11 protein-coding genes are annotated in these 21,434 nt (G+C 68.5%); 6 read left to right on the top strand and 5 right to left on the bottom strand.

The window, feature by feature from the left end; genetic code table 11:
• Nucleotides 1-62: 62 nt before the first annotated feature.
• The 3 genes from ACFCLZ_RS28210 to ACFCLZ_RS28200 form a co-directional block, all read right to left on the bottom strand.
• Entirely contained in the window at nt 63-2,291 is a 2,229-nt protein-coding gene (locus ACFCLZ_RS28210) for a hypothetical protein (RefSeq protein ID WP_380280456.1), read from the bottom strand.
• A gap of 246 nt (nt 2,292-2,537) precedes the next feature.
• The gene (locus tag ACFCLZ_RS28205) at nt 2,538-3,230 is read right to left on the bottom strand and encodes an HNH endonuclease (RefSeq protein ID WP_380280454.1); all 693 of its coding nucleotides are present in this window, start codon (nt 3,228-3,230) and stop codon (nt 2,538-2,540) included.
• A gap of 44 nt (nt 3,231-3,274) precedes the next feature.
• Nucleotides 3,275-4,636, bottom strand: coding sequence for an AAA family ATPase (locus tag ACFCLZ_RS28200; protein WP_380280453.1), 1,362 nt, complete (start codon nt 4,634-4,636; stop codon nt 3,275-3,277).
• A gap of 386 nt (nt 4,637-5,022) precedes the next feature.
• On the opposite strand from ACFCLZ_RS28200, the gene ACFCLZ_RS28195 reads away from it, so the two are divergent.
• Nucleotides 5,023-5,646, top strand: a complete 624-nt coding sequence (locus ACFCLZ_RS28195; RefSeq protein ID WP_380280451.1) for a hypothetical protein — start codon at nt 5,023-5,025, stop codon at nt 5,644-5,646.
• A gap of 20 nt (nt 5,647-5,666) precedes the next feature.
• On the opposite strand, the gene ACFCLZ_RS28190 is transcribed toward ACFCLZ_RS28195, so the two are convergent.
• Both ACFCLZ_RS28190 and ACFCLZ_RS28185 read right to left on the bottom strand, forming a co-directional pair.
• Complete coding sequence (locus ACFCLZ_RS28190) at nt 5,667-6,971, bottom strand: hypothetical protein (RefSeq protein WP_380280449.1); 1,305 nt, start codon at nt 6,969-6,971, stop codon at nt 5,667-5,669.
• 17 nt (nt 6,972-6,988) lie between these two features.
• Nucleotides 6,989-7,180 carry a hypothetical protein gene (locus ACFCLZ_RS28185; protein ID WP_380280447.1) on the bottom strand — a complete coding sequence of 64 codons (192 nt, stop codon included), beginning with the start codon at nt 7,178-7,180 and terminating at the stop codon, nt 6,989-6,991.
• Nucleotides 7,181-8,739: 1,559 nt separating this feature from the next.
• Here ACFCLZ_RS28185 and ACFCLZ_RS28180 point away from each other — a divergent pair.
• The 5 genes from ACFCLZ_RS28180 (at nt 8,740) to ACFCLZ_RS28160 (ending at nt 21,422) form a co-directional block, all read left to right on the top strand.
• A complete protein-coding gene (locus ACFCLZ_RS28180) occupies nt 8,740-9,504 on the top strand; it encodes a trypsin-like serine protease (protein WP_380280445.1) in 765 nt (254 codons plus the stop codon).
• Between the two features lie 177 nt (nt 9,505-9,681).
• The gene (locus ACFCLZ_RS28175) at nt 9,682-14,535 is read left to right on the top strand and encodes a DUF6603 domain-containing protein (protein ID WP_380280443.1); all 4,854 of its coding nucleotides are present in this window, start codon (nt 9,682-9,684) and stop codon (nt 14,533-14,535) included.
• Entirely contained in the window at nt 14,519-15,223 is a 705-nt protein-coding gene (locus ACFCLZ_RS28170; protein ID WP_380280441.1) for a YncE family protein, read from the top strand. Before ACFCLZ_RS28175 ends, ACFCLZ_RS28170 begins: the two co-directional genes overlap by 17 nt.
• Nucleotides 15,220-17,748 carry a hypothetical protein gene (locus tag ACFCLZ_RS28165; RefSeq protein ID WP_380280439.1) on the top strand — a complete coding sequence of 843 codons (2,529 nt, stop codon included), beginning with the start codon at nt 15,220-15,222 and terminating at the stop codon, nt 17,746-17,748. Before ACFCLZ_RS28170 ends, ACFCLZ_RS28165 begins: the two co-directional genes overlap by 4 nt.
• Nucleotides 17,745-21,422 (top strand): hypothetical protein, encoded by a 3,678-nt coding sequence (locus tag ACFCLZ_RS28160; RefSeq protein WP_380280437.1) that lies wholly within the window; start codon nt 17,745-17,747, stop codon nt 21,420-21,422. Before ACFCLZ_RS28165 ends, ACFCLZ_RS28160 begins: the two co-directional genes overlap by 4 nt.
• Nucleotides 21,423-21,434 lie beyond the last annotated feature (12 nt).

The following is a 21,434-nucleotide window of genomic DNA, read 5'->3' as shown; positions in this document are numbered from 1 at the left end:
GCGGCCTCGAAGTGATCCCAGGCTCAGCACCTCGCTGCGGCTACTACCAGCGGCGCGGGCGGTCAGGGCGTGTCGCGACGGTGTAGGGCCCGGACCTTGTTCTGCAGGTCGCCGACGATTCTGCGCCACTTCCCGGATCCGCGCCCCGACCAGTGGAGCTCGCCGATCGGGTGCCAGTCGGCGAGCACGGCCAACTCTGCGGCGAGCGTCTCAAGGTCGGTGTGGTGGCCAGTCCCTTGCCGGTCGAGATCCTGGGCGAGGTTGTGCAGGCGATGTGCCGCGCGATAGTAGGAGAGCTGGGTCTCGGTGAGCCTGCGGACGGCGTAGCCGCCGCACTTGCTGCACCAATGGTTGCGGAGGTCGTCGCGGCCGAGGAGATCTGCGGGGGTCAGGAGATCGTCGTCAGCCGCGACGCCTCGGTCATTGGAGTGCCGGCACATGGGCGAGTGGCCCTTGCCCTGGTCCTGCGGATTGGCGTTCGTGGTGTAGATCTGGACGTCTGTGAGGACACCGAGCGGGATGTCGCTTCCCCTTCGCCACCAGTCGCCGGTCGGGGACTTGAACGGTTTGAGGTCGAGGGCTTTCTCCGCGAGCAGGCCGTGCCAGACCTCCCAGGGCACCGCCCGGCCGCGGCCGTCGCGGTCGTGGCCGCCGTCCAGGGTGCGCAGGTCGTGCACGCCGCGGGCGATGGCGAGGAGCCGCAGGTTGCGTTCGCGGTCCCGGTCGTCGAAGGCGAGCCAGGCAGCCAGCGGTCCGCCGTCCTCCAGGCCGAGTTCAGCGCCGAAACGCGGGTCGTCGGCGTCCAGGGCGGGTTGGGGCCACAGGGACGTGCCTGTCTCGGGCCGGGTTCCGATGCGCTCGGCCCAGGGCTTGATCAGGCTGGCCGGAAGGTCGGATGCGCCGGCGACGATCACGCCCTGCCAGCCGTCGGCCAGACGCTTCTCGATCACGGTCAGCGGCAGGACTTCGGCGCCGCCGCTGGTCGAGAAGACGATGAACAGCGGGTCGGCGTCGGGTGCGAAGGTTCGAAGGGCACGCAGGTGCTCTAGGGAGACCGGCCGACGTTCGAGGACCGGGGTGTCGTCGAACACCCCGGGCTGGAGATGGCTCGTGGGACTGTGCGCGTCGCCGTTCGGGGGCTCGGTGTCGTCGGCGAGGGGTTCGCAGGCGAGCGGCCAGGATGTGGCGAGGAGTCGTTCCGCGACGAGTGCGGGGACGTGGAGAGTGAGGGTCCGGCGGCCCCAGTCGGCCTCGGTGAGATGGGTGACCAGGACGCCGAGCGTCCACGAGTCGAGGCCGTGGAGGAAGCCTTGCTCGGGTCGATGCGGGGTCTTCTCCTTGATCTCCGGCAGCGTCACCTTCACCATCTGCGTGGGTACGGGGTCCGCCGCGGCGACGGCAGCGCGCGCGTGCTCCGCCCAGGAGGCGACGAGCAGTTCGGCGGCCTCGCGGGCCTGGTCATACCCCTTGCGGTTGCTCCGGATTCCACGCATGAGGCTCGCCACGGCATTGGACGGCCGAGTGGAACCGTTCCTGCTGTGGGAGGCGTCGTGCTGCCAGCCGTGCCAGAGCGCCGTGAGGCCCTTGCCGATGTCGCCGCTCTTGCCGAGCGCACCGAACGCCGGATCGCTCACCGGCAGGTCGGGTTCGCTCATGCCGGCCGCGGCCGCGCCGGCGAGGATCCCTGTCGGGTCAACGAACAGCGCCGCCTGGCCCCGGAGTTCCTTCAGGTGGTGCTTCTTCACCGTCAGCTTCGGCTTCACCCAGTCCGCGAGCCAGGGGAACATCGCCGCGGTGCTCTCGGCCTGGTGCAGGCTCTGGGCGGCGGAGCGCCACAGGCCGAAGACGCGGTCCCGCAGCCACCTGGCGTCCTGTTGGGCATCCTCGTCAAAGGCTTCGTCGTCCTCGTCGTCCGCCTCATGCGCGGTCACCGAGCGAAGGAGATCGGCTGCGTCTTGAAGTTCCTCACCGTCCCAGTCGATGTCCTCGTCCGGCCCTGCGTAGCACTGCAGTTGGAACAGCAATCCGACCCCGCCGAGCGCCCGCAGGAAAACACCCAGCCCACTCCCCGGCCTCGTCCACGGCCCCCAGGACCAGCACTGGGCGCACAGCCGTCCGACCGTCGCGGCGTCCAGCGGGACCCGCACTGTCGTGACCGCCGAGGTCCGGAGCTGGGAGCAGTCCGTCGTGGTGTGCTGCTTGGCGTTCTTGCTCTTGGCCGAGTGAACCGTGACGAGCGTGCCCTCGAAGGGGCCGAGCGGGACATCGGCGGTCAGTGAGCTGTCGAGCACGTAACTCCCCTATCGGTCTCGGCTTGTGAGCCTAGCCGGGGACGCCGACAGCCAGGTCCGGAAGTAGCAGCCAGGTGGCCACAGATGTCGCCTGGCGGGTGCTCCGGGTCGGTAGAGCGGGGCTCGGCGGCGCGATCCGGTGCCGCCGCCAACGGCGGGTGCCGACGCAAGGCTCGGCCATTCCGATGTCGGCTCCGACCGATGACGTGGTCAGTCCCACAGGGTCACCGGGCCCACCTGCGTGTCCTACCGGATGAGCAGTGCCGCTCGAAGCCCGGGTTCGCGGAGGTGGGTGAGGAGCTCGGGGTCGTCGAAGAGGATCTCGGCGGCGGGGTCGAGGGCTTGGTGCAGCATGGCCTGGACGACGTCGGCTATCGGCTGTTCGTTGACGACCGCGGCCCAGTGGGCGGCGTCGTCGTGGTCGCCCCGGCCCGTGGCGTCGGCCCACTGGGCGACGCAGGCCTTGGTGACGTGGAATGCGTTCACCCTGCCTTTGGCCAGCAGGCCGCGGTTGAGGTCGAACAGCTTGATGGTGGCCTCGCCTCTGGGGGTGAGCGGGTGGTACTGGCCGACCGTCAGGACCAGGCGCGGGTGTGGTGTCGGGTCCTCGGCCGTGGGGTCGATGAGCAGCGGCTTCCCGCCGTCGTCGAGGGGGAAAGCGGCGCCCTTGAGGTGGCTGTTGCATAGCGAGCAGGCGAGGACGTGGTTGGTCCAGTCGAAGGCGCGCATCGGGTGCCGGTCGATCGGCTCGAAGTGGTCGATGTCGGTGCCCTGGTTGTCCCCGCAGTACATGCACCGCTCTCGACCGGCCGCCATGTCCGCGAGGAGGTCCCGAAGCGGCGCGTGCACGTTCCGTCGCACCGTGGTGTGCTTCCAGAGCTCTCGCGCCCGGGCCTCGGGCTTCTCGGCGAGCACGATGTCGCAGGTGCATTCGGCCATGCGGGAGCGCGGTGGCTCCGTCAGGGGGAGCCGGTGGATCCGGATCACGCGACGTGCCCAGTCAGGGCGTGCAGGTGGGCGGCGACCTCATCCACCCGGGCGGCCGGCGAGCTGGTCAGGGTGCGCTTCAGCTGGCGGTAGCGCTCCCGCTCCTCCTCGCCGGCCACGCCGGCCACAATCTTCATCTCCAGCGCGACCAGGAGCGCCCGGGCCTCGTCCGCGCGCTGCGAGTACGGGGTGTCGAGACCGAAGAGCTCGGACAGCACCGCGTCGTCGCCGCTACCGAACACCACCCGGTCATACAGGTCCGTCCCGACGACCTCAGGGGCTTCGTCGACATCGGGTCCGGGCAGGCGGATCAGCCCGGCAGGGTCGGCCGCCTGGCAGATGTAGGGGCTGTGGGTGGTGACGAGGAACTGCACCAGTGGGAAGTGCTGCTTGAGCCAGCCCCCGATGCGCTTCTGCCAGGACACGTGCAGGTGCGCGTCGATCTCGTCGATGATCACGACACCGGGGACGGTCACGACGGGGTGGCCGCTGTCGCGGTCGACGCGCAGGGCGCCGTAGGTGTCGTGGAGCTGCTTGAGTATGTCGACCACGAGCGCGGCCACCGTCCGGTAGCCGTCGCTCATCTCCCACAGGGGGAAGGAGCGGCCGCCGTGCGCGACCCACAGGCCGTCGGAGTCCACGTTCCCGATGGTGTAGTCGTCGGGCAGGAGCTCGTCACCGAGGATCTCCAGGGCGATGAGCTTCAGCTCGGCCGCCCCTGGGCGGTTCTCCAGGGACCGCAGGTGCTGCTCGATCAGCCAGCTGACGCCCTCGGCCAGCGAGGCGTCCTCGTGGAAGAGGCTGGTCAACCGGGCCACGGCGCCCGACCCGGCCATGCGCCGCTGGACCTCCCCCGAACCACCGACGAGCCGGCGGAACGGGCCGTAGCCCGCGCAGAACCAGCCCACCGGGTTGTCCGCCCACGGCCCTCGCTGGGCAGCGGTCGGCGCTCTCTTGTAGCCCACAGGGGTCAGGGCCGGCTGTGCATGCCGACCGGTGGCGACGGCAGTATCCGGCGCGCTCCACCGCAGGCCCGCCCAGAACACGCCGGCCGGGGGCCGTCCCGTGGTGGTGAACTTGTCCTCGGCCGGGTCCGGCTGAAGGCAGACCTCCGCGAACGCCTCCGACCGCTCGTCGCTGATCCACGAGTCGAAACCGGTCACCAGCCCGCGCGCCGCGCTCGGACCACTGACCGCCAGCGCGACGGCGCGCAGCAGGGTCGACTTCCCGGAGCCGTTGCGGCCGGCCAGCACCGTCCATCCGGCGTAGGAGCCGTCGGGCCGGGTCAGGTCGAGGTCCACCTCACGGGCGCCGCGGAAGCCGCGTACGTTCCGCACCCGCACGTTCTTGAGGTACATGCCCCGTCCTCCAGCCCTTTTCCTCCGTCGCACGTCCCGGTCATGGGCCGCTGCGTCGACTCTATCCGTGCCTGCGTCGGCGGAGGTCTTCCATTCCGCCGCCCTCGCGCAGGTCGGCGTACCCGCGCTGATCGTGGGTCCCGCCCCGATCAGCCTGGGCAGGATGCCGGCCGCCCCCAGGGTGCGCCCACGCCGCCATCGGGCTGACTTCGGCAGGAGAACGCGGTGTGCGGGCGTGTCCGCCGGACGCGGGGCGCCCCGGAACGGACCATGTTCGCAAACCGGGCTGGTTCGCATTCGCACAATAGGTGGCGATCCGAGTCACGGACAACGACATCCGTGTGGCGAACAGCTCGACCAGAGGCGCACGGACCACAGCTGGCGCCGTGATCGACGGGAAGGCGACGATGAGCGATGCTTCGCCCGACAGCGCGGGCATGCCGCAGGGATGCGGTGAACTGGGGCGGATTCTGGGGTTGGACGGCCCCGTGTCCGAAGGCGTGTGGGCGGCCGCGCTGGCGGACGAGGGCTACGCCCGTGCCCTGCTGACCTGCCAAGACCCCACCCGGCTCCAGCATCTCCTCAGATACCCCCCACGCGCCATCACGGGCGGCGGCCTGTCGGCGGCGGCGCTGATCGCGCACGGCGCGAAGGCGCTGGCCCGCTGGAGCCGCGCCGGGTTCGTGGAAGTGGACGAGGAAACCCGGCTCCGCCGGCTCGCCGTCTGCGGGCACTGCCCCTATCTGCGGCCCGGCCCCCAGGGCAAGGGCACCGCGCTGCTCCAGACGGTGGCCGGCATTGGACTCCGGGACAAGTCCGTGTGCGGTCTGTGCGGGTGCCTGCTGGCGCGCAAGTCACGCCTCCCCTCGGAGAGCTGCCCCGCACCACACCCGACCGAGCCCGGTCTCACCCGCTGGGGCGAGCCGACTCCCGTCGTCGCTCAGGCTCCCCCACAGACCCCAGTGCGGGAAGAGACAAAGAAGGGCAAGCGGGCGGCCCCCGATTCCTGACGGGCCGCAGGGCCGGACCCTCAACGCCCCTGTCGGGTCATGTCGGTGAGATGAGTGATCGCCTGACGCCAGGTGCCCGCGTGCACGGGCAGCGTGCGCAGCGACGCCGCGAGCGTGTCCACCGCCTCAGTGGTGGTCGGACGGGCGATCCAGTTCGTGATCTGGGCCAGGAGCCGGCTCCGCGACAGCGGGCCCGGCCGTTCGAGCGTCTGCGTCACGACACCGGCGACCGGGGACTCCAGGGACGCGCCGTCAGGAGAACGGGACAGCAGCACCAGCCCGCCGTGGGAGTCGGGGCGCATGGTACTGAACGGCTCCGGGCACACCCGCCAACCGGCATGCTCCAGCCGGGTTCCGTGGGTGACCAGATCGGTCACCCAGTTGCGGGGGAACAGGAGGGCCTCGCCATCCTCGTGGACCGCGGCTCCGGCCAACAGCCTCAGTACGTTCGGCCCGGATGGCGCGTAGCCCGCCAGGACGACCTCCAGGGCCGTGCGCAGGGCGTTCGCGCTGCGGGCCCGCGCGAGGAGCTCGCCGCCGCGGAAGAGCAGGAACATGGAGCCGGGCCGCTCCACCGTCAGCGTCACGGGGGTGTACCCGGAATCGTCCCCGTCGCCCGTCACGACCCGGACCGCCTCCAGCGCCTCGGTGCCGCGGACGGCGATCCCTACCCTGCGTCCGCCGGCCCGCGCGGTCACCAGCGTGTCCACGGGCTTCGCGGCGACGTTCACCGAACACGTGGTGGGCGCCTCCACCACCGTGGCATCGGGATCGGCACCGCTGAGCTCGATGAACGCGGCACTGACCTCGATGAACCCCAACCGGCTCTGCGCCGGGCGGCCCGGGGCGCACAGCAGTGCCGACGGCGTGCCGGCCTTCGCTGCCGCACGGCCCACTTCACCCAGCCGCGCCCGCGTCCGGCGGTCGGGTGGGGTGCCCAGGACGGTCTCGTACCCGTCTTCGACCAGCAGGACACTCGCGTCCAGAGCGCGCAGCACCGCGGTATTCGCCGTCAGGTCGGCGGACAGCTGGGTGCAGAACCCGCAGGACTTCGACGTGGCCACCGTCAGGACCGGGCGCTGGACGTTTCCCTCGCCCGCGCGGACCCGCAGGTCGTCAAGGCCGTTGCCACTGGCGGGCGCGCCGTCATCGCCTGCGACGAGACCGGCCGCCCGCCAGTCGTCGAGACAGTGGGCGTACTGCTCCCGGTGCCCGACAGTCGGCGGGCGGCCGGAGAGGTACCCCAGGGCAGTGGGGCTGACGAACGCCGCGATGGGCCGTGCCGTGTCCAGCAGGACCCCGCCCTCGCCCAGATCAGCCGCCACCACCCCGCGGGGGAACCTCACTTCACGCACGTGTTCTTCTCAAGGTCACAGTGGAGACCCGTACAACACTGGTTGTCGCGGTCGCACGGCTCGTTGATGCCGTGACAGGCCGACGGCGCGATGTGCAGCTCGGTGAAGATCGTCTCGATCTCCGTAACGGTTTCGCTGTCCACGGGACGAACGCCCGTAACTACGGTGTATGTGTCCATGTACCCAAGCTAGAACCGCGGAACAGGGGCCGCAAACGCTCCGCCCGCCCACAGGGACAGTCACAGAGAGCGCCTCAGGCAAGCAGGAATACCGGTTGCTGCCGTCCGGGACAGCCCCGGTAGAAGACCGCTTCCCTGGGCGGGATCGATGTGTACATGTTGGAGCAACCCGGCCATCCCCTGGCCACCCACTCTCGCCGCTTCACAAGAGTGCCCCTGTCGACAAAGCCGCTGCGCCGCCCCGGGCCGTCGGGCTGGACAGTCCGCGCACGAACATCCTCACCGGATATACCCGAGGCCCCAGCCTCGCCACCAAACTCCAGTCACTCGGACAATGTCGCCGCCTACGGCGCCCCCGGGCGCAGCTACTCGCCGCCGCCGCTGGCAGCAATGGGGAGGCGCCGGGGATCAAGACGGAGGGCGCCAGTAGACGCGTCAGCCCGGAGTCTCCAACATACATACCGCCGCGGCCGCCTTTGCGACCCGGTCGGTTGCGCCGCCGCTCTGAGACTCCCCCGGGATGCGGGAGAAGCTGACAGTGGTTCAGGTGGGGACATGGAAGGAAGCCTCACGATGGCCCACTCGAATTGCGTGAGCGTGCGGTGGCGATGTACCGGTCCGCCGACCCGAAGCCGGTGATCTGTCAGCTGGCCCGGGACCCGCACCATGAGGCCCTGCGCAACTGGATCCGGCAGCTGGTGCGAGCTGGAGTTGAGGCGTCCATGGGCTCCGTCGGGACTCCTACGACAACGCTCTGACGGAGAGCCTCTGGAGCTGCTCAAGTCCGAGTGCGTGCGGGGCCGCACATTCGCCGCCTGAGCCGAGGCGAACCAACTGCTGTTTGTGTATATCGAATGATTCTACAACATCACCCACATCCAGCAGCGTCTCGGCTGGCTCAGCCCCATCGAGTACGAGGAAGAAGTACTACGCCGAACAGGCAGCCACCGAACGAACGAACCCGAACACCAACCAACCCGCCCTGACCTGCTGATCAGCACTTCCCAGCCATTGGGGGAGCCTCACTCAGCCTTGATGAGTCACCGTGGGCAGCGCGAGCCGAACCGGCCATCCCAGCGATCGGGGCTTTCGTCCGCAGCACCCTGCCGCAGTCCGGTTCGAACCACTCGCAGAGTCGCTCCGTGCGCAGGATTGAGCCCCTCATGGGCTGAGGTGCTGTTAGTCGACCGGATGTCGTTGTGCTGCGCTCGATCACTGGGGCGGGACTCGTTCGAGAGGCGCTGATGACAGGGCCACCCCATTGCCAGCGTGCGACCGGAAGTTTCTCGGCAGATTTTTGAGAGCGCGATAGGTCACCCGAATGGAGTACATCCATGCGGGTGATGTGCACAGTCAAGGCAAGCTCGATATTTCGCCCACGATGAGTGGCTCGCCAGGGTTGCCCGTAGCGTCCCGGCCACGCCGGTCAGCGCGCCCTGTTTCCGGCGGCGTGATATAGCTGACGTACGTGCCAGTTCGACTCTCGCGCCGCCTTCTCCTGGAGGCTGCGAGAGATGGTGAGGTGTCACTTGTCTACCGGCCTTCGAATCCTCCAGTGGGTGGTCGCCACGCTATTGACCGCCTGCTGTTTCGCATCGAACGCAGTTCATCCAGTCTCTGCCTTCACCTCAAATCCAGAAAAGGTGACAGCAGCGGATCATCCTTGGTTCGTCACTCTTAAGTTTAAATATTTTGATATCAACCAAGGCAGGAATGTGACGCGCTCCTGCAGCGGGGCATTCACGTCAGTCACTCGCATCACCACGGCCGGGCACTGCATCAGGGAACCTGGAACGAAAGATGTCGTATTCAAAGATGCCGTGGAAATCTATCTCGGAGCACCCAAGGATAAACTGGCTCCACAGAAGGTGCTCATCCCTGGGCAACTGAAAGCAGAGTTCGTTGCCAATACTTACGATATTGCGGTGATTATTGTTCCAGTAGATCTATTTGCAGGTCTCAAGGACATTCTTCCCGTGGCGAACGCGCAAGACCAAAACCTTCCTGACGCGCGCTTGTACGGGAGCGGCAGGATCGCCCAAAATCAGCCGCCGGCGGACGAGCTGTACAGAATCGCGGTGAAAACGACACCTTATGTTGGCGCTAGCCCGCCCAACATTTACGGGGATCTTGTTGATGCGTCAGGGCTGGCAGCGAATCCGAATGGGGCAGCGTGCGAGGGGGATTCGGGTGGACCCTTGGTCGCAGGCGGGGAGTTGCATGGGGTGATCTCCGAAGGGTACCCAGAGTGTGATTCTCAAGCTGGTGATACAACGATCGTCGAAATGGCCGCCAATGCCCGGGCAGCTCTCACTCAGAATTAGAACGGCCTATAGTTGCAGGGTGGGTGAATTTGCGCGTTCAACATTACCTCTCTCTTCTTATGGAGTTGGAAGGAGCCTGGATGCCGTACATCGAAGAACCACTAGCCGTGGCAGAACACAGCGCTGCGGAGGCTCACCGGGATGCCGCCGGCGCGCTCCGGGGTTGGCGGCTCTGACATGACGCTGACGGTTCAGGAACTCAAGGAGAAGATCCGCACCTCCACGGAGAGATTCGTTCTGCGGGGTGCTGAGTGGGGCCTGCCCCAGGCCGAGGAGCTGTTCACGGGTCATCTGCCGGACGGTACGCTCACCGTGGAGAGTCCATCGCTGGAGGTGGATCTCCTGAAAGTCTCCGGAGAGGCGTTACTCTTCGACGCTCACGCGCGAGTCGACCAGGGGCCCTTTCCGGTAGTGGTGGAGTTCCAGTCGGATCCGGACGGAAATCTTATCATCGGAGTCCGTATTGATGTCGCCCTGGCCGACTGGAAGATTCCGGTCGGCCACATCGACGCATGCCCAGACGATCTGCAGCGGATCGGCGACATCCTTCACCTGGTTCTCGGAGTGGTGCCCGCGCGGGACGGCAGTCCGGTGTGTGCGACGGGGCTGGGCCTGACACTGAAGGGCCTGGCCACGAAGGCTGGTGGCAAGCCCTACGTATGGGGGATGCAGTCGCCTGTGGGGCGACTCTGGACACTGCAGGGGGCCTTTGACCCGATTGTCCTGTCGTCGCTGGATGACCTGAGTGGGCTGGGTGCGTGGGCTGGGAAGAAGCAGGGGGACTTCACTTTGCCCACGGACATCCAGAGCGACAGCATGCAGTTCACCGAGGCCGCCGTAGAGCTGAGCCACCCCGCCGGGAGCGGGGCATCGCACCTGTTGTCCGTCACCGCACGAATCGACCTGGGCACGGGTGCCTCGTGGGATATCGTCCCGGATACGCTGAAGATGTCCGGGCTGTGGGCGGCCTTCCGAATCCTCCCGGCGCCTTCTCCTCTGGAGACCACCGTGGGTGGCACGCTGCTGTTGGGCGACGACATGCCGATCGCGGTCCAGGTCGTGATCCCGCAGCTGCTGATCCAGGGCCACCTCGGTAGGAAAGTGCCCCTGCAGTCACTGGTGAAGAAGTACCTGACCGACAGCGGTCTGCCCGGACTGGACACGCTATCCATGACGGACTTGCTCGTTGAAGCAAGCGCTAAGACGCCCTATTGGATCGAGCTCCTCGCGGTGGTCGAAGGATCACTGACGGCCGGTCCCGCAACGCTTCGAAACCTGCGGCTGCAGATCAAGACGGGCGCCGGAGTGGAGACCACTGCGGAACTGGGCGCGACGTGGACACTTCTGAGCGGCGGAACCGTTGAGATGCACGCCCGACGGGAAGAGTCTGGGTGGTCTTTCACCGGCCAAGCGGTGCACGTACGGCCCGGTGACCTCTTCCACGAGTTCGGCGCGGATGCCCCGCCGCTCCTCAAAGACCTGACGCTGGACAGACTGGGCGTGGCGTTCAGCATGGATTCCTCCCAGGGCAAGAAGGTCTTGCTGGAGGCCCAGACAAGCATGCTATTGGGGCAGGTTGACGCGCAGCTGACGGTCACAGCCACGATGACCCAACAGAGTGGTGGCAGGTATAAGCGGGAGTTCGCCGGTCAGCTGGTGCTCCAGGTGCCGCAGGACACCAGTGAGCCGCGCCAGCTCACGTTCGGGTTGTCGGGCGACGTGGAAAAGGGGGAGTTCACCGCGTCCTGCACGGACACGCACGGGGTGACGCTGTCGGAGCTGGTGACGCTGATCGGCGTGGACAAGACGTCCGGCGTCAGCGAGTGGCTGAACGGGGCCGCCACCATCAAGGCCATCGACCTAGGTTACTCCACCAGCGCCAGGTCCCTTGTGTTCCACATCGCCGGCGCGGACCATGCCCCGTCGCTGACGCTGGTGTCGGTCTCCCCCAAGGAAGGGGAGCGTCTGTGGGTGCTGCGCGCGGGGATCTCCGTCGACGTGGGCCTGGCGCAGGTCCCGCTGCTTGAGGGCGCGATCCCGAAGGACCGGGACCTGCGGCTGATGGGCCTGAGCGTGCTGTACGCGCCCCGGGCGTACAAGGCTGCCGAGCTGAAGCAGCTGAACACCGCTCTCGACGCAGTCAGCAAGGTGATCGTCGGCTCAGGGAAGACCGGGCTGCCGCGGCTGCCGGACGACCAGCTTGCGAAGGGCACCGCGTTCGGGGTGGACGTGCTGCTTCCCGGCACCAACACGCCGCTGTCGGTCGCCGTGCGCCCCGCCACGAGCGGGAAGGACAAGCAAGCCCTGCCTGAGGGCGACGGCACGACAGAGGCCGAGCCGGAGGCGTGGGCTCTGGCTCCAGCAGCGGGCGACGGTGCCGGGATGTCGGGGCCGTTGGTGGCGTGGGTGGACGTCCACAAGGCGCTCGGGCCGCTGCGGCTGGAGCGGGTGGGGGTGAGTTTCGCCGACAACACGGTGTGGGTGCTGTTCGAGGCGGCTCTGGGCATGGCGGGCCTCACCCTGGGGGTCCAGGGGCTGGGCATCGGCGTCCCGATCAAGGAACCGGACAAGATCACGCCGCGGCTGGACGGATTGAGCCTGGCCTACGACCGGCCTCCGTTGCTGATCGCGGGCGCGCTCGTCAACCGGCCTGCGGACGAGAAGTACGCACTGCTGATCCAGGGCGCGGTGGTGGTGTCGGTGAAGTCGTTCGGCCTGACCGCACTCGGTGCCTACGCCCGTCCGAAGGGCAGCAACGAGCCGGCGATGTTCGTGTTCGGGAAGGCGACCGGGCAATTCGGCGGGCCGCCGCCGGTCAAACTGACCGCGCTGATGGCCGGGTTCGGCTACAACACCTCGGTGCGGGTACCTGAGGCAGACAAGGTCCTGGACTTCCCATTTCTCAAGGGCATGACGGGTACGGATCCGCTCAAGGTGCTTGAGACGTTGATGGGCGGGACGGATGCCTGGGTGCGGCCCACGGTGGGGCAGCTGTGGTTCGCCGCGGGGCTGGGGTTCCAACTGTTCGAGTTCATCGACTGCCAGGCGCTGCTGATGCTGGAGGTCGGCGACGACTTCGCCGTCTCCCTGCTCGGCACGGCCGACGCCGCCTTCCCCAAGGGGGCGGGGCTGACGAAGTACGCGCGGGCGGTGCTCGGCATGTCCGTCGCCTACCGGGGCAGCGAGCAGATCCTCAAGGCGACCGCGCAGCTCGCGCCCGGCTCATTCGTCATCGACGAGCAGTGCGTGCTGACCGGCGGGTTCGCGTTCTACCTCTGGTTCGACGACGCCCACCACGGCGACTTCGTCGTCACCCTCGGCGGCTACCACCCCCGCTACGAGGAGAACCTGCCAGCGCACTATCCGAAGGTGCCGCGACTCGGGTTCAACTGGCCGATCCTGCCCGGGCTGACGATGAGCGGGCGTGCCTACTTCGCGCTCACCCCCGGGGCGATCATGGCCGGCGGCAGGCTGGAGGTGCACTACCGCTCCGGCGACCTGCACGCCTGGCTCGTCGCAGACGCCCACATGCTGATCGAGTTCGCACCGTTCAGCTTCGAGGCGGGTTTCGAGATCAGCATCGGTGTCTCGTTCGTCCTGGACCTGTGGCTGGTGCGGGAGACGATCAGGGTCGAGGTCGGCGCCACCCTGGAACTGTGGGGGCCGCCGACCGCCGGGTACGTCACCGTGCACCTGTGGTTCATCGACTTCACCATCGACTTCGGCGACAAACGCAAGATCTCCGACCGGGCAGCAACCTGGGAGGAGGTCCTGAACCAGCTCCCGCCGCGCGAGCAGGCCGTCAAACTGTCCATCACCGACGGCCTCCTCCCCGCGCCCGCCAGCCCCGGCACGGACGACGGGCAGCCGGCGTGGGTCGTTGCACCGGGGGCGTTCTCCTTCACCGTCCGCACCGTCGTCCCCTCAACCAGGGTCAACCTCACCAAGGAGGAGGGGGGTCCCTACGAGGTCGACGGGGCAAAGGAGGTGAACATCCGGCTGCGCCGCAAGGACGGCGAGGGCCTGCAGTCCGTTCTCACCCTCACCCTGACGCGGACGGTCCAGGGCCAAAAGGTCGTCCAGGACCTGGCCGACTGGCGCCCCTCGAACGACAAGGTGGTGGGCGATCTGCCCGCCGCACTGTGGGGCCGCTACCAGGGAGATCTGAGCCCCTACAGCGACCGCCAGGTGCCCGACCAGCTCACCGGGATCAACTTGCGGCTGCCCCTGCCGCACGAGGGGACCTCGCCGGGGAAGGTCCTGGCCGGCACCCTCGCGTTCGACGACCGGTTCCCGGACGGGCCACTGCCTCTCAAAGCCCCACTTCACGGCACCACAACAGCCACCAGTTCTTCGATGGCCCAGGCCCGGCCCGGCGACACGGCCCGCCAGACCACCGAGTCGGACCTTCCGGACGGGGCCGCCACGCCCGACGCGAGCGCAGCCGGACAGGCGGCGGCCCAGGAGGAGGTGACCGAGGCGGGCGCCGGCGTCGCCGTGACGGCCGGGCAGGAAGACCCGGTGAAGTGGGCGCGGCGGCGCCTGTTCGAGGCGATGGCTTACCTGGGGGTGAGCCCCGGCTTCAACGAGGATCTCGACCCGCTCGACCCGCTGGTCTTCGGCGACGACACCGTCGAACGCGATCATCGGGACCTCGACACCGAACCCGCACAGCCCGGGCCGCGCCTGTACGCGATGAGTCTCAAGGGCTCGGTCACACCCATCGACATGGAGTCACTGGCGCTCAGTGCCTCCTTCCAACTTGGTGAATCGGCACTGGAATGGGCCTACCTCGCGGTGGACCCGGAAGGAAGCCGGATCTGCAGTCTGTCGGTAGGTGGTGCGAGCGGTCAGCGATTTGAGGTGGCGGACATCGCCAACAACCCACCCGATGGTGCAGATCCGTGGAATCTGCACGAGGACGTCTGGGTCAACTCGCAGTCACGAGGCTCAGCGATGGCTCCCGGGGGGGAGATACACGTACTTCGTCTTCGAGCAGTCGAAGCAACTGATCGTGATCACGCTGGATGACAAGAAGGGGGCCACGCTGCAGTCCGCAGGGACACAGGCCAAGCCCGGGGACGTGGCGGTGCCCGCCTCCTGGAGTTGTTCGGATGACCGTATCTACATGTCGGCTCCGGAGAAGAACCAGATCTACGTATGGAAGGACACCCTCACGACGAACCCTCAAGTGGACAGCCGTTGGGATGCCGGTCCCCGTCCGACACGGTTGGCCGTGGACCCACGCGGGCGTTGGGTGTACGCGATCAACGACGGTTGCGCCACGGTGACCGTGGTGAGGGCGGACACGGGAGGTTTCGTGACCAAGCTTCCGGTGGGCACCGATTCGAACCTGATCGCAGTCTCTTCGTGCGGCACGCGGCTGTGCGTGGCAAGCCCGGTCAGCGGCACTGTCTCGGTGTTCGACACGGATTCGCAGCAGATTGTCGAGGTCGCGGATCCGGTATGGGTTGGGGCCAAGCCCTCGGCGCTGGCTCTGTCTCCCGACGGAGGGCGGCTGTTCGTCGCGCTCGATGGCAGCAAACATCTTGTGGTTGTGGACACGGCGGGGCCGGAGCCGATCGTCCTGCCGGAAACGATCCCCCTGGGCGACGGCGTGAACGGCGCCGGGTCCGGCCCGGAGCTCCCGGAAGTGCCGGTCGCGCTGGTCGTGACCAAGCCCTCACATAGTCCTCAGAAGAAGGGCAACGCCCAGTGATCGCCCCCGAGTACGTGACCGATCCCGACCCGAACCTCACCGTCCAGTTCGTCGACTTCCTCGTACCCGAACTGGCCGCCGGCACCTACACCCTCACCGCCTCCCAGACCCTCACCAAGGACGGCAAGGACGCCGACGAGAAGAAGTACCTCCCCACAGCGGACGCACCGGTCACGCAGCAGGTGGAGGTACGTGCCCCGAGATTCGGTGTGCAGCCGGACTGGGTCCACGGCTTCTACCCGCCCGAAGGGTCGACGGGCCTGTACTCGACCGTGCTGCCGCACGTCACCCTGACCCGGCCGACCCTGCCGTGGGAGCGCGACATCGAGTCCACCGGGGTGGACAAGCCTGAGAACAGACTGCCGTGGATGGCCCTGCTGCTGTTCGCTGAAGGGGAACTGGCGGAGGATCCGCACTGCTTCGGCACCACCGAGCAGCGCACCGCCACCGAGATCACCGCCGGGAAGAACGGCAGCCGCCACCCCGATGACAAGGCCGATGTCACCCTGCCCTCGTACGACCTGACGGCGGACCCGGTCCGGGACGAGAAGGAGGTGTGCCGCACCGTCCTGGTGGACGCCGGCGTCTTCCACGCCCTGGCCCCCGACCGCCAGGAGCTGCAATATCTCACGCACCTGCGACGGGTCAACGAGCAGCACCAGCGCGCGTTCACCTCGGCGGATGAGATCGTGATCGGTGACTACGCGGTCATGGTTGCGGCCAGGCTGCCGCGGGCGGCCGGGGGCCGCTACGTGGCGCACCTGGTGTCGCTGGAGGGCTGGCTGGACCGGCTTCCTAGCGGCGATACCGACTACCAGGGGCCGGCGGAGAAACTGCGGCTGGTGTCGTTGTGGTCCTCCGCCTTCGAGACCCTCCCCGATCATTCTCCGGGGTTCGCCGCGCTGACGGAGAACTTCCTTCCGCCCTGGGGCTCCGACGGGCACGAGCTGTTGCTGGCCGTCCCCTCGAACGGGCGGCGCGCGGTGGGCGCCGAGCAGAAGGAGGTCCTCGCCCGGCTGGAGGAGGGCTACCTGCCCCTGGCGTGCCGGACCGAGTGGGGGCGCATGACCTTCGGCTGGTACCGGGGACCGTTCACGCCCGTGCCCGCCGAGCTGCGACCGAACGAGGAACGGCGGCGGTGTGCGGCGCAGGCCCTGATCCATCTGGCGCGCTACGGCATCTTCGACGTCTCTCTCGCGGTCGCGTTCACCGCGGGGCGGGGTGTGGCGCTGGCCGACCGCGACGTCTGCGCGGCGCTGCTGCGGCTGAGGGAGAAAGCGCACGACGAAGCACGCCCGCACCTTGAGCTGCCGGCGTCCTCGGACGGTTTCGCTGTCGGCGGCCCCCTTGACGGCGGGGCGGGAACGGCCGGGCGTGGTGGCACTCGCGCTCGGCTGGAGAAGCTGATCACCGCCGGTGGCCCCGCTCTTGCCCAGGCCTGGGCCGCTCCCGTCTCCCCGACAGCCGGCGACGGTGGCACCGTCGCCCCGGCGACCCCGGTGGTGTCCCGGCCAGCCCTGGCGCCCCGGCTCCCGGTGACCGCGCAGATCACCCGGCAGCACCTGCTCGCCGATCCGGGACTGCGCGATCGTCTTCGGGCGGCCCTGTCGGGGCTGACCGGCGCAACCGACCCCGCCACGGCCAACACCCTGGGCCCCCGTATCCGGGACAGTGCCGGCGGGCGTGGAACGGATGGCGAGCCCGTCAAGCCGGACGAGGACTACGCGCTGGTGCGCAGGTGGCTGACCGGGCTGCGCCGCCTGGAAGGGGTGCCGTTCCCGCATCTGGTGCCCGACGCGAGGATGCTGCCGCCGGAAAGCGTGCGGTTCTTCCACCTGGACCAGGACTGGATTACCACCGCGGTGGAAGGCGCCCTCAGCGTCGGTCTCTCCCGCGACTTCGACCTGGTGGCGGACCACACCTTCTTCGAGGACCTTCTGACCCCGCCCGGCGTGATGACCGGGCTGCTGATCCGCTCACAACTGGTGACCGGCTGGCCCGCCCTGGAGGTACGCCCCTACTCAGCAGCGCAGGAGGACAAGAACACGGCCACGCTGCCGGTCGTCCGGCGTGAGGCTCTGGCGCGGGACGTGCTCCTGGTCCTCATCGACGGCGTTCCCGGCCGCGTGGAACTCGCCGAACCCGCCCAGGGCCTCCACTTCGGCATCGACGAGCCCTCCGGCGGCAGTACCGACGAGCCCTTGGACGACGGCATCATCCGCCTGCGGCGTCTCAACAGCCCGCTCGGCCAGGAGAGCAAATACCAGTACCCCGACACCCCGGGGCTGCGCCCCCTGTTGAGGCCCGCACCCGCGGCCGGCCCGGACAACGTCCTGAAGGTCGCCGAGATGGCCAAGGGCATGAGGGCCGCTCTCCTCAAGCACGGGCTCGTCGACCCCCACGACACCGGCACCGACACGCTCACCCCGAGCGAGTTCGCCCTCCAGATGATCAATGCGGCCCAGCGCCGGACGTTCAGCGCCCTCCCCCGCCCGGCAACCTCACGCAAAGGCCAACCCACATGACCGACAACGACTCCTTGCTGATCGTCCCGGTGGACGTGGACGCCCTGGCCGTCACCGACGCCGTCCGCCGACGCGGTGGCAAGGACAACGGGTTCCGCCGCTGGGCGCCCGAGTACAAGCTCCTCCACTACAACGCCACCCCCGAACCCCAACCGTTCTCCAACGACCGCGCCTGGAACGCCAAAGACAGCACCCAGTACCTGGACAACGGCGTCGTGGTGCGCTGGCAGGTCCCCGCGGGCCTGCGCCACGGCCGCCCTCGTACCCAAGGCGGCCGTACCGAGTTCCCCCTCGTGCCCAACCGGTGGCTCGTGGTTCGCCGTATCGGCTCCGACCACGCCAAGGCCGCGGCGTGGGTGGTGGAGAGCGACTACCTCGACTCCCACACCGGCGCCTCCCCGTTCGTACACCCCGTCAAACCCGGCATCACCGAGCCGGACAAGACGCCCTACCGGTCTACCGTGACCACCACCCGGATCGGCCAGGCGACGGACATCGGCCCGGGCGGACACGCCTGGAGCGAACCGGCCGACGACAACCGCAAAGAGCTGTTCCTCACTGCGGTCGGCCCTGGCCTGATGACCTTCCACGTCTTCGAGCCCTACCACCGCAACGTGTTCTCCCTGTACGACCCCCTCACCGGCATCGACACCGCCACCGTCGACTACCAGGTCATCGGCTGGTACTCCGACCCCGCCCAGGAGGAACTCACCCGCCTGCTGCACCTCAACGCGGGGAAGGAGACGGTGCCGGAGGTCCTCGCCGGCCTCGGATGGAGCGTCACCGGCACACCCGCCGGCTGGACTCCCGCGTCCACCCTGTACTGCGGGCGGATCGCCGCCGTCGGCTGGGACCGCAACGCCTATCAGCCGCCCGACTCCGACTTCCCCAAGAAGGAACTCATCACCATCAAGGTCGGGTCCAGCGCGGACGAGGCCGCCGCCGCCACACCCGGTCTCGCCGAGGCTGGGGACGACGCGGCCTGGCTCCTACACATGTTCGCCGCCGGACACCTCGACACCCTCGACGGCCCGGACGGCGACATCCTCGCAGCCCAGGACACCCATCGCAGCTGGTTCGAACAGCGCCCCGGCGGCACCGTGTGGCGCCTGGTGCCCACCAAGGCCACCAGCGGCAACGCCCCCCGCCGCACTGACGAGGTCACCTGGTCCGCGGCCCCCCTGAAGGCGGAGACCCTCCTGGCCGACCTCAACACCAAGCAGAGCACCCTCGACGAGGCCGAGCGTGAACTGCGTGCCCTGCAGCAGCGCCTGTACACACTGTGGTGGATGTACGGGCGTCCCTTGCTGCCGCCCCAGTACACCCGGGACCAGTTCTACCGGGAGATCACCGAGGCCGGTGACGGAAAGAACGGCGCCGTGGAGTGCGCGCACCTAGCCGAGGAGGTCGCCCGCCGGCAGCAGCAGGTGAACGACCTCACCGGTCAGGTGAAGGCGGCGGCCGACGCGATCACTCAGCAGTACTCCGCATCGCCGGAGGGCTGGGAGCTGCGCAGTGAGGCGCTGCCATCGTTCTGGCAGGTCACCGATCCCACGGTCGTCCTCGGCCAGACCCGGGGCGGGACGGCACATGCCGCGCTCACCGCCTCGGAACTGCTTCTGTGTCGCACCCGGGAGCAGATCCCCGACCGCCCCCTCCCTGACGAGTTCAAGGCGCTCCACCTGGACAACCTGCCGGCCCTGGTGCCTGACCTCCTCGCCGAGTTCGTCCGTGCCCTCAACGGCACCGCTGACGGCGGGCAGGCCCCGGAGGGCCTCGCGTTCCCGTCGTGGCGGCAGCCGTGGAAGCCCCTGCTGTACCAGTGGAAGATCCGCTACTGGCACGTCCCCCACACCGACAAGAAGACCAAGACGACGAACTGGGAGCTGGACGACGACGCCCACTACCAGTGGACGAGCGGGCAACCCGACCCCGACCTGGAGCGGGGCGACATCATCGGCCGCCGTTTCCTCGTTCCCCTGGCCCAGCACAAGCTCGCCGCCCGCGCCCGCCAGTACGCCTCGGACACACGCGCCGACGAGAACGGCCGGAGCCTGGCCGCCGCATTCACCGCATTCGCCGATGCCGTCGCCCAGGCGGACGTGCTCTCCCAGAAGACTGACGGTCTCACCGACGCGCTCGCCTGCCGCGACAAGGCCCCCAACCTCTCCCCGCCCGGCCGCATCGGCGAACTCGTCGGCGACGCCTTCGACCACCTGCCCAACGCCGGCCCCCTGCCCATGCCCTTCGAGGGATGGCAGCCCTCCGGATTCACCCAGATCCGCGCCGGCCAGTTCATGATCGCCGCGCTCAGCATCGTCGACGAGTTCGGTCAGAGCCTTGACGTCGTGCTCGAAAAGGACAGCAACCAGCTCAGGCCGATCACCGCCAGCAGCCTCAGAGCGAACGGCAGGTTCGTCGAAGACACCAACCAAGACCGATTCGTCCAGCTCCCGCCCCGCCTCCTGCAGCCCGCCCGGGTGCGCTTCGACTTCGTCAACCAGAAGGACAAGAAACAGGACGTCGACCTCACCGCGGGCACCACCCCCGTGGGCGCATGGATCGTCCCCAACTACGTCGACCAGGCACTGCTGTGCTACGCCGCCAACGGCGAGCCGCTCGGCGAGGTATGCCTGCGACTCGACTCGGTCGACGACAAGCCCGTCCAACAGGTCGTGGCATGGGCACCACTGCCCGATTCAGCCGTCCACACCCTCGGCGACCTTCAGCCGGACCAACCCGTCCTCCACGGGTTCGTCCAGGAGCTCGCCACCAAGGGAACCGACGCCTTCATGGACCTGCTGAAGACCATCGCGCATGTCCTGCACGGCATCGACCCCGGCAACCCCTACGGCGACGACGTCCTCGGGACCCTCCTCGGCCGGCCCCTCGCCCTGGCCCGCACCCGCCTCGGCATCGAACTCGAAGGCCCCCCCGTCTCCGACCCGGGCTGGGAACACGCTCTGGACTGGCAGGCCCTCACCCAGTGGCGCCAGCGCGTCAAGGACAACCACGGCCGGCCTCCCGTCGAAATGGCCCACCTCGACTACCACTGGCCGGTCTGCCTGGGCAACGCCGGACAACTCGGCGACGGCCTGATCGGCTACTTCACCGAACCCAACCAGACCGCCGACGACACCGACCAGGCCTTCACCGACTACGGCACCTTCTACGCCGTCGCCACTGACTTCACCGGCGGCCCGTCAAGCGGCTACGTCGAGCAGGTCTCCGCCGACAACCGGCACCGGCTGCCCGCGGACTCCACCACCCACACCTACCTCACCGTCCTGTTCGACCCCCAGGCCGCCGTCCACGCCACCACCGACCTGCTGCCCGTCACCCCCCTGCAACTGCCCTCACGCTTCACCCGCGCCGCCCTGGCCGCCATGCAGACCGCCCTGCGCCTGAGCCCCGTACTCACCGCACCCCGAACCATCCCCGACCCCACCAAGAAGCAGGACAAGACCGTCTTCATCGACGCGCTCGCCCTGCCCCACCCCACCGCCGCCCAGGGCACCTGGGACTGGTCCGAACTCCAGAGCACCGAAGACAACGGCAAACCGGTGTGGCACCACGAACCGCTGGTGCAGATCGACCAGACAGCCCGCCTGGACGAGGACCACCCCACCGTGCGCACCGGATACCTCCGCCTCACCGGCGGATTCCTCGACTGAGTACCCACCCAC

This window comes from Kitasatospora purpeofusca (genome assembly GCF_042691725.1).
Lineage (GTDB): Bacteria > Actinomycetota > Actinomycetes > Streptomycetales > Streptomycetaceae > Kitasatospora > Kitasatospora purpeofusca_B.
This window is presented reverse-complemented; position numbering and strand designations above follow the sequence as displayed.